General features: G+C 33.4%; 13 protein-coding genes. All 13 read left to right on the top strand.

The window, feature by feature from the left end; genetic code table 11:
* Nucleotides 1-359 precede the first annotated feature (359 nt).
* The 13 genes from CAAU_RS13230 (at nucleotide 360) to CAAU_RS13290 (ending at nucleotide 8,295) form a co-directional block, all read left to right on the top strand.
* Entirely contained in the window at nucleotides 360-1,100 is a 741-nt protein-coding gene (locus tag CAAU_RS13230) for an Rpn family recombination-promoting nuclease/putative transposase (protein ID WP_207635479.1), read from the top strand.
* A 113-nt stretch (nucleotides 1,101-1,213) separates the two neighbouring features.
* On the top strand, nucleotides 1,214-1,510 hold the full coding sequence (locus CAAU_RS13235; RefSeq protein WP_008909946.1) for a hypothetical protein: 297 nt from the start codon (nucleotides 1,214-1,216) through the stop codon (nucleotides 1,508-1,510).
* Nucleotides 1,511-1,632: 122 nt separating this feature from the next.
* The gene (locus tag CAAU_RS13240; RefSeq protein WP_008909947.1) at nucleotides 1,633-1,965 is read left to right on the top strand and encodes a flagellar protein FlaG; all 333 of its coding nucleotides are present in this window, start codon (nucleotides 1,633-1,635) and stop codon (nucleotides 1,963-1,965) included.
* A gap of 11 nt (nucleotides 1,966-1,976) precedes the next feature.
* Nucleotides 1,977-2,327, top strand: coding sequence for a hypothetical protein (locus CAAU_RS13245; RefSeq protein WP_008909948.1), 351 nt, complete (start codon nucleotides 1,977-1,979; stop codon nucleotides 2,325-2,327).
* 4 nt (nucleotides 2,328-2,331) lie between these two features.
* The gene (fliS, locus tag CAAU_RS13250; RefSeq protein WP_008909949.1) at nucleotides 2,332-2,712 is read left to right on the top strand and encodes a flagellar export chaperone FliS; all 381 of its coding nucleotides are present in this window, start codon (nucleotides 2,332-2,334) and stop codon (nucleotides 2,710-2,712) included.
* Between the two features lie 8 nt (nucleotides 2,713-2,720).
* On the top strand, nucleotides 2,721-3,185 hold the full coding sequence (locus CAAU_RS13255; RefSeq protein WP_008909950.1) for a hypothetical protein: 465 nt from the start codon (nucleotides 2,721-2,723) through the stop codon (nucleotides 3,183-3,185).
* 229 nt (nucleotides 3,186-3,414) lie between these two features.
* Nucleotides 3,415-3,825 carry a flagellar basal body rod protein FlgB gene (gene flgB, locus CAAU_RS13260; protein WP_008909951.1) on the top strand — a complete coding sequence of 137 codons (411 nt, stop codon included), beginning with the start codon at nucleotides 3,415-3,417 and terminating at the stop codon, nucleotides 3,823-3,825.
* A 3-nt stretch (nucleotides 3,826-3,828) separates the two neighbouring features.
* Nucleotides 3,829-4,260: a flagellar basal body rod protein FlgC gene (gene flgC, locus CAAU_RS13265; RefSeq protein WP_008909952.1), complete on the top strand. Its 432-nt coding sequence runs from the start codon at nucleotides 3,829-3,831 to the stop codon at nucleotides 4,258-4,260.
* 8 nt (nucleotides 4,261-4,268) lie between these two features.
* Nucleotides 4,269-4,559 carry a flagellar hook-basal body complex protein FliE gene (gene fliE, locus CAAU_RS13270; protein WP_008909953.1) on the top strand — a complete coding sequence of 97 codons (291 nt, stop codon included), beginning with the start codon at nucleotides 4,269-4,271 and terminating at the stop codon, nucleotides 4,557-4,559.
* A 24-nt stretch (nucleotides 4,560-4,583) separates the two neighbouring features.
* The gene (gene fliF, locus CAAU_RS13275; RefSeq protein WP_008909954.1) at nucleotides 4,584-6,143 is read left to right on the top strand and encodes a flagellar basal-body MS-ring/collar protein FliF; all 1,560 of its coding nucleotides are present in this window, start codon (nucleotides 4,584-4,586) and stop codon (nucleotides 6,141-6,143) included.
* A gap of 5 nt (nucleotides 6,144-6,148) precedes the next feature.
* Nucleotides 6,149-7,165: a flagellar motor switch protein FliG gene (gene fliG / locus CAAU_RS13280; protein WP_040306774.1), complete on the top strand. Its 1,017-nt coding sequence runs from the start codon at nucleotides 6,149-6,151 to the stop codon at nucleotides 7,163-7,165.
* Entirely contained in the window at nucleotides 7,149-7,907 is a 759-nt protein-coding gene (locus CAAU_RS13285; RefSeq protein ID WP_008909956.1) for a FliH/SctL family protein, read from the top strand. Before fliG ends, CAAU_RS13285 begins: the two co-directional genes overlap by 17 nt.
* 1 nt (nucleotide 7,908) lies before the next feature.
* Nucleotides 7,909-8,295, top strand: a complete 387-nt coding sequence (locus CAAU_RS13290) for a flagellum-specific ATP synthase FliI (RefSeq protein WP_008909957.1) — start codon at nucleotides 7,909-7,911, stop codon at nucleotides 8,293-8,295.
* Nucleotides 8,296-8,552 lie beyond the last annotated feature (257 nt).

Here is an 8,552-nt window from a genome sequence, read left to right on the forward strand (position 1 = left end):
GTATCCATGCCTATGGAGCCTACCCATATAGCCACAATTTTTACAGCCATATTGAGTTGGATAGAAAGATGCTTCCCCTAAAAACAAATATTGATGAATAAAGTTAGAAAATTTGGATATAATCATAATTAAAGAACAACAAAATTTCAGATTTAGGGGAAAAGCTTATGTGGAGGTAGAGGGCTTTTCCCCTATATTTTTGTTGTTCAGTTTAATATGATTATTTGTAAAAAACTAAAAATTATGCATTGTTGAGGATAAAGAAATTTGACTTGAAAGGATGCAATTTATTACATCCTTTAGAAAAATGCGAGGTTAAAATAATTTGCATTTTTGAATTGATTTTTAGATGGAATAATGTGCTGTTTAACAAAGTATTGGTTTCATTTTTAAGTGCAGTTTTAAGAGTTCCAAAGGAAGAATTAGAGGGGCTTGAGATACTAAACAGTGAATTAATAAAGAATCACAAGAAAGATAAAAAGGGAGTACTTGATGTAAGAGTAAAAACGAAAGATGAAAAAGAAATAGACATAGAAGTTCAAATTTTAGATAGTGGTTACATGGCAGAAAGGACTCTTTTTTACTGGAGTAAGATGTATACTGGGCAAATAGAAGCAGGCGGAAAATATACTGACCTTAAAAAGTGCATAACAATAAACATAGTAGATTTTAATGTAACACCATTAAAGAAGCTAAACTCAACCTATCATATATTTGAAGATGAAACAAATTACAAGCTAACAGATGTATTAGAAATACATTTTTTAGAGCTTAAGAAGTTATATGATAAAGAAGTTCCAAGAGATGAAAATGACCCATTAGTAATGTGGATGGAATTCATAGATGGGAACAAGGAGGTGATTGATGTGCTCTCAAAGAAGAATGAGGACATCAACTACGCATACAACCTTTTGAAGATAATAAGTAAGGACAAGAAAGCAAGAATGGAATATAAAGCAAAGATGGCTGCGATAAGGGATGAAATGACAAGATTGCATGTAGCTGAACAAAAGGGAAGAGAAGAAGGAAGAATGGAAGGAATAGAAATAGGAATTAAAAAAGGAAGAATGGAAGGCAAGATAGAAGGAAAAAAGAAGTAGCTGAAAGGATGCTAAGAAAAGGGATAGATGTTAAAACAATAGCTGAAATTACAGGGTTACAAATAACTGATATTGAAGAAATAATGAAAAATATGCTAAACTAAAGTGAAAATATGGCTAAGGAAAACGAAAATAAAAAGCAAACAGATAGTTTTTTTGAAATAATAAAAGAAGCTAAGAAAGCAAGAATGGAATACGAAGCAAAGATGGCTGCAATAAGGGATAAAATGACAAGATTACATGTAGCTGAACAAAAGGGAAGAGAAGAAGGAAGAATGGAAGGAATAATTAACGTTGCAAAAAATCTAATAGCATTAGGTGCTGATATGTCAATGATAATTAAAGCAACAGGACTTAATGAAGATGAAATACGAAAAATTAAAGAAGAAATGGAAAATTTCAAACAATAAAGAATAAAATGCCTATTAATAGGAAGTAGCGTAAATGCTGCTTCCTTATTTTTTGTATCCATCCCTAAAGCTCAAAAAAATTTTTCCGATAAATAAAATAGAATAAGTAAGGGGTGGCAAGGATGGAAATACAAAGGGTAAATAACGTTAATTTTCAAAATTTGAAACCGGTTGAGTTAAATAATATTAAGTTTGATAAGCAAAATAATGAAGTTAATAATGAGGTTAAATATAATAGGAAGGATGTTGAAAAGGCTGTTGAAACTGCGAATAAATATTTAAAGGATTCTACCCATCTTAAGTTTGAGATACATGAAAAAACAAATGATATTATTATAAAAATCATAAATGACAACACTGGGGAGGTTTTAAAGGAGATTCCGCCTAAAAAGATACTTGATATGGTGGCCAGTATGATGGAGGTATTTGGACTTTTTATAGATGAAAAAAGATAGGGGGAAGGTTTATGCCGATTAATCCTATAACCCTTGATAAAATAGACCCCCTTGTAATAAGGCAGATTGAAACAAAGATAGTTGATAAAATTGTGCATGAGGCAAAAAGTGCAGAAACAAAAAGGGGTAATGAAGAAAAAAACTTTGATCAGGAAAGACAAAGAAAATTTGCAGAGGAGTTTTCAAGTGTTTTAGCAAAGTATAATATAAAGCTTGAGTATAGGGTGATGAAAAACAAGGTTAAGATAAAGCTAAAGGATGAAAAGGGAAGGGGTTTAATTGAAACAGAGGTTGATGATATAGAATCCCTTTTAGAGTCCTTTAATAAAATGACGGGAAAAATAATTGATATAAGAGGGTGATTAGATGAATAACCTAAATGCACTAAATGCATATCAGCAAAACAGCATTTTTACAGCTTCTAAGGAAAAGCTCCTTTTAATGCTTTATGATGGACTTGTTAAATTTATTAAACTTGCAATCGTAGGAATTGAAGAGAAGGATATAAAAAAGGCCCATGAAAACTTTATAAAGGCTCAAAACATAATTTTAGAATTTATGGCAACATTGAATATGGAGGTTGGAGGAGAAATAGCAAAATCATTAATGCTCCTATATGACTATATGTATAGAAGATTGGTTGAAGCAAATACTAAAAAGGACAAGGCAATAGCAGAGGAAGTTTTAGGATTTGCCGAAGAGCTTAAGGAAACCTTCGAAGAGGCATATAGGAGACTTAAAAAGTAGGTGTTTTTATGTTTCATGAAATAATTCAAAATTTAGAAAGGCAATATGAAAGGTATAAAAATATTTATGAGTCGATAAAAAAATTCGAACAAGAAGAAAACATTAACATAGAAGAATACAACAGGGAGCTTCAAGAGATCTCCTTTAATCTTGAGATTATAGCAAAGCTATCAAATAGGCTTGAACAGTTGAAGGAGATCTATATAATAAAACATAACATCTCAGATTTTAAGGCAGAAGAAATTGAAAGAATAGAATTAAAGGAAGACGTTTTGAGATTTAAAAAATTAGTTGAGGATGTTGGAAACATAATAAAAGAAACAAAAAGACTGCAAGATAAAGTGATCTCTAAGCTAAATAAACAGCTTATGGATTATAATGCAATAATTAAGGAGAAGAATTTAGATAAACTGGTGAATCAGTATAAAAAGGAAAAGAAAGAAGAAAAATCTACAATAGACGTCAAAAAATAGCCCTAAATTGTAGGGCTTTTATTTTTGCCAAAATGTTTTATAACAAAATTTAACAAAAATATCTTGAATTCATCACAATTTTTTGTAAAATATAACTATAAAGAAATGAGTTTAATAAAATTAAAATGTAAATTAAAATCGCATTGTGTTAATTTATATTAATATTTAGTTGACACTTGTCGTTATGTGTAATAAATTAATATTAGAATTTATTGGGGGATGTTGAAGTATGATTAGGAATATTGATGAATTAAGTTATATGATGCTTAAAAAATCGTTGGATGCGACAAGTGCAAGGGATAGAGTAATAGCTCATAATATTGCCAATGTAAATACTAAAGGATATAAGGCCTTTAGAGTGGTTTTTGAAGAAAAATTAAATGGCGTTTTAAAGGGAGAAAGGCTAGCTCTTAAGGTTACAAACGAGAAGCATTTAAATGATGGAAGTGGCATCGAAAATTTAAGTTATGACCTTAAAAAGGACAATTCATCCTCGATGAGGCTTGATGGTAACAATGTTGATATCGACAATGAAATGGCAAACTTAGCAGCTAATGCGATCCTTTACAATGCCCTTGTATCTCAGGCAAATAGTAAGATCGCTATGAGACGTTTTATAATCAGCGAAGGGAGAAGGTAGTGTATGAATAATCTTTTTAATCCCTTGAGAATAAGTGCCAGCGGAATGTCGGCGGAAAGGCTAAGGATGGAGGTTATATCGGATAATATCGCCAATGCAGAAACCACAAGGACTTCTACTGGAGGTCCATATATTAGGAAGGTAGTATCCTTTGAGGAAAATTTAAAAAGGGCATTTGATAGGAATAATAGGTTCACAGAAAAGTTAAATGGTGTTAAGGTATCTGCAATTTCTAAGGATCCAAGCCCCCTAAGAAGGGTTTATGATCCAAGCCATCCCGATGCCGACAAGGATGGATATGTCACAATGCCAAATGTGAATATTCTTAATGAAATGATAGATTTAATAACTGCCTCCCGTGCCTTTGAGGCAAATGTAACAGCGTTTAATACATCAAAGCAAATGATGATGAAGGCTTTAGAGATTGGAAGGTAGGGATATAGATGAATATCAATTCAATTACTTTAGATACAAGTAGTCTTTTAAAAGTAAGTTCTGATAATACGAAAAATAATGTTAACTTTGAAGAATATCTAAAAAAGGCCCTTGATAGGGTGAATGAAAAACAGGTTGAGGCGGAAAATGCTACAATAGATTTAATTACGGGACAAGCACAGGATATTCACCAGGTTATGCTAGCAACAGAGGAGGCAAGGTTAACATTAGAACTTGCAGTTCAAATAAGAAATAAACTTGTTGATGCTTACCAGGAAATAATGCGAATTCAAATATAGTAGACAATTGAAGGAGTGCTTTTGATGGATAAATTAAAAGAATTATTAGGAAAAATAAAGGAAAAGTGGACCTCCTTTAATTTAACAAAAAAGGTTTTGGTATTATCTTTAATTACTCTATTTTTTACCGGAATCATATTATCCGCTGTTTATCTTACAAAAGAAAAATATGAAGTTTTATTTTCCAACTTACAGCCACAGGATTCCCAGGCGATAGTGGAAAAGTTAAAGGAGCAAAAAGTTTCATATAAAATCCAAGGAAATTCAATCTTAGTTCCAAAAAGCAAAGTAGATGAACTAAGGCTCACGGTTTTAGAAAATGGATATTTACCCTCCGATGGGCAAGGATGGAGCCTGTTTGACCAAAGCAAATTTGGCGTTACGGATACAGAGGCCAAAATAATGTATCAAAGGGCTCTTCAGGATGAGCTTGCAAGGACGATTGAGAGTTTTGATGAGGTGGAAAAGGCAAGGGTTCATCTTGTTTTGCCTGATGATACGGTTTTTGCAAGGGACACATCAAAGGCAAGGGCATCTGTAACATTAAAGCTTAAATATAATAAAACGTTATCACAGGATAAAGTTAAGGCTATAGTTGCCTTAGTTTCGGGTAGTGTTAAGGATCTTCCAAAGGAAAACGTTGAGGTTATAGATAGCAATATGAATTTATTATCCGAAAACTTATTCGATGATACTTTAAACGGAACCTCATCTGCCCTAAAGCAGAGGGATATAGAAAGGCAGTTTGAAAATCAGCTTGAAAAAGATGTCCTATCGATGCTGGAAACAGTTTTTGGTAAGGACAAGGTTACAGTTAAGATAAATGCTGATATGGACTTTGACTCAAAATCAATAACTACGATTTCCTATGATAAGGATGCTATAATAAGAAGCCAGCATAAGATAAAGGAATCCTCAAATGATTCATCAGGTGCGGGTGCTGGCTCAAGCCCTATCGATAACAATATGAGTAATACCTTAGCAAATGGTTCTAGCCAATCCTCCAATACCCAAAGGGAAGAGGAATTAACAAATTATGAAGTTGGACAAACTGAGGAAAAGATTATAAAGGCTCCAGGTGAGGTAAAAAGGCTTTCGGTATCAGTTATAATCGATGGAAGCTTAAACGATGCAGAAAAGCAAACTATAAAAAATATAGTGGCTGCAGCAACAGGATATGATGAGGCAAGGGGCGACCGAATAAATATAGAGGCTCTAGCTTTTAATAACGAGGCAAAGGAAAAAGCCCAAAAGGATCTTGAGGAGATTCAAAAACAGTTAGAGCAAAAGGAAAAGATAAAGCAGTATTCATATATCGGTGCAGCAGGTTTAGCTTTACTTTTTGGACTGATTGCATTTATAAGATCAAGAAGAAGGAAGAAACAAGAAAAAGAATTAGAACAGCAGCATCATTTGGATGTTGTTATTTCAGATGTTTTACCTAAACCTCAAGTGGAATATCAACCTCTTTTAAATGAGGAAGAGGAAATGGATCTTGAAAAGGAAATAAAGAATTATGCATCAAAGAAGCCAGAACAAGTTGTAGAAGTTATCAAAACTTGGCTTGCTGAGGATGAGAGGTGATAGCTTTGCCTAAGGATTCAAACAAGTTAACAGGAGTTCAAAAAGCAGCAATACTATTTATAACCCTTGGTCCTGAAGCCTCGGCACCAATATTAAAAAGACTTCCAGAATCCGAGATACAAAAGATAACCTTTGAAATTGCAAATATGCCTAAGGTTAAAAAGGAAGTAAAGGAAGAGGTTTTAAAGGAATTTGTTAATTTGAATAAAGCAAAGGATTATATCCTTGAAGGTGGATTTGAATATGCAAAGACCCTATTAAGTAGGGCCTTAGGAACCCAAAAGGCTATAGAAATAATAGAAAAGGTATCAGAGATAACTCAGCAATACAGACCCTTTGGAATCGCAAGAAAGGCCGATGCAACGCAGCTTCTTAATGTAATTATAAATGAACATCCACAAACGATAGCCCTTATTTTATGTTATCTGCAATCTGAAAAGGCAGCACAGATATTATCTGGACTTCCTGAGGATCTTCAGGTGGATGTTGCAAAAAGAATTGCAACTATGAACAACACTTCACCAATGTTTATAGAGGAAGTAGAAGAAATTCTTGAAAAGAAGCTATCAAATGTAATAAGGCCAGATTTTCAGCAAATTGGTGGTATTCAAACCCTTGTTGATATCATCAATAATGTTGATAGAGGAACAGAAAAATCGATACTTGATGAACTTGACAGAGAACAACCAGAACTTGCAGAAAAGATCAGAGAAAGCATGTTTGTATTTGAAGATATCGTTACTCTTGACAATGCTTCAATACAGCGCGTATTGCGTGAAGTTGACCAAAAGGATTTAGCCCTTGCACTAAAGGGTGCATCAGAGGAAGTTCAAAACATTATATTCAACAATATGTCAAAGCGCGCTGCACAGTCTTTAAAGGAAGATTTGGAATTTATGGGACCTGTAAGGCTTGTTGATGTTGAAAAGGCACAGCAGGCGATTGTTGCAGTTATAAGAAGACTTGATGAAGCAGGTGAGATTATAGTATCAAGGGGTGGAGACGATGCAATCATACTCTAAGGTTATAAAGTATGGCAAAATAAAGGGTGATGCAGTAATCGCTCCACCCGTTGTAGAAAAACTTATAGAGCTACATTCAGATGAAAACAGTCAAGACAACACAATAGAAACATTAAAAATGGCCATACTAGAGAACGCCCATGAAAGGGCAAGAGACCTTATTGAAGGTGCAGAAAGGGAAGCAAAAGATATTATAGATAAAGCAAAGGAAAAGGCAAATTCCATATTAGAGGATGCTCAAAAAGAAGGCTACAGCACAGGATACACGAAGGGTTACCAGGAAGGGTATCAAAAAGGCATTGATGAGGCAAAGATTGAGGCACAAAAAATAAAAGAAGAAGTAGATTTATACGCAAAAAATGTTCAAATAGAAATAAAGAATTATATAAAAGAAAAAGAAGATGAAATTATAAAGCTATCAATCGAAATTGCAAGGCAGATAATAAAATCAGAAATAACAGTGAATAAAGAGGCTATTTTAAACATAGCAAGGAGCATGATTTCAAAAGCCCTAGATAAGCGCCAGATAATTTTAAAATTAAATCCAAGGGATTATGCTTTTTTAAAGGGCAGAAGAGATGAGCTTGAAATATTTGTTGAAAATCCTAATGATTTAATTTTACTTGCTGATCCTGATGTTCAAGAGGGGGATCTTGTAGCAGAAACTCCTTCAGGTTACATCGATGCAAAAATTGAAACTCAAATAAAGCAAATATTAAATAACCTATTAAGGAATGATTGATATGCTAAGCTTAAGTTTTGAAGCTTTAATGAAGAAGGTAGCTGAGATAGATACTATAAAACTTACTGGAAAGGTTAAAAAGGTTGTTGGATTAACCATAGAAGTAGAAGGCTTAAAGGCCTTTATTGGGGAAGTTTGCAGAATATTTATTAACAGCAAAAACTATGTTCTTGCAGAGGTAGTTGGATTTAGGGATAATGGACTACTCTTAATGCCCCTTGGAGACATAACAGGGGTTGCAGTAGGGTGTCCGGTAGAAAACACTGGAAAAACATTAAATGTGAAGGTTGGTCCAACTTTGCTTGGTAAAGTTTTAGACGGCCTTGGAAACCCAATGGACGGATCAAGCTTAGATTATGAAACGGAACATAGTGTAAAATTATTGTAGGACGAAAAAGGACAAAAAATTTAAAAGAGACAACCCCTGTGGTAAAATAAAAAGTGGAAAAAACACAAATCAATAAGGGGGTGTCTCTTTTGAATAATATTATACAACATGATATTATACAACAACATTTAATAAATTTCACTACTAAATTAATAAAAAATGTAGAAGAAATGCTGTCAAAAGAATGGGATTTTACAAAACTTGTTGAGGTAGTTAAAGAATCGACTGATGAACTTGGAAGGAATATAATAAAAGAC

This window comes from Caloramator australicus RC3, from assembly GCF_000297115.1.
Lineage (GTDB): Bacteria > Bacillota > Clostridia > Clostridiales > Caloramatoraceae > Caloramator > Caloramator australicus.

Coding starts and splice junctions, on each gene's coding strand:
- CAAU_RS13240 (WP_008909947.1), top strand. CDS start 1,633: ATGGAAATACAAAGGGTAAATAACGTTAATTTTCAAAATTTGAAACCG.
- flgC (WP_008909952.1), top strand. CDS start 3,829: ATGAATAATCTTTTTAATCCCTTGAGAATAAGTGCCAGCGGAATGTCG.
- CAAU_RS13290 (WP_008909957.1), top strand. CDS start 7,909: ATGCTAAGCTTAAGTTTTGAAGCTTTAATGAAGAAGGTAGCTGAGATA.
- CAAU_RS13245 (WP_008909948.1), top strand. CDS start 1,977: ATGCCGATTAATCCTATAACCCTTGATAAAATAGACCCCCTTGTAATA.
- CAAU_RS13285 (WP_008909956.1), top strand. CDS start 7,149: ATGCAATCATACTCTAAGGTTATAAAGTATGGCAAAATAAAGGGTGAT.
- CAAU_RS13255 (WP_008909950.1), top strand. CDS start 2,721: ATGTTTCATGAAATAATTCAAAATTTAGAAAGGCAATATGAAAGGTAT.
- fliE (WP_008909953.1), top strand. CDS start 4,269: ATGAATATCAATTCAATTACTTTAGATACAAGTAGTCTTTTAAAAGTA.
- fliS (WP_008909949.1), top strand. CDS start 2,332: ATGAATAACCTAAATGCACTAAATGCATATCAGCAAAACAGCATTTTT.
- flgB (WP_008909951.1), top strand. CDS start 3,415: ATGATTAGGAATATTGATGAATTAAGTTATATGATGCTTAAAAAATCG.
- fliF (WP_008909954.1), top strand. CDS start 4,584: ATGGATAAATTAAAAGAATTATTAGGAAAAATAAAGGAAAAGTGGACC.
- CAAU_RS13235 (WP_008909946.1), top strand. CDS start 1,214: ATGGCTAAGGAAAACGAAAATAAAAAGCAAACAGATAGTTTTTTTGAA.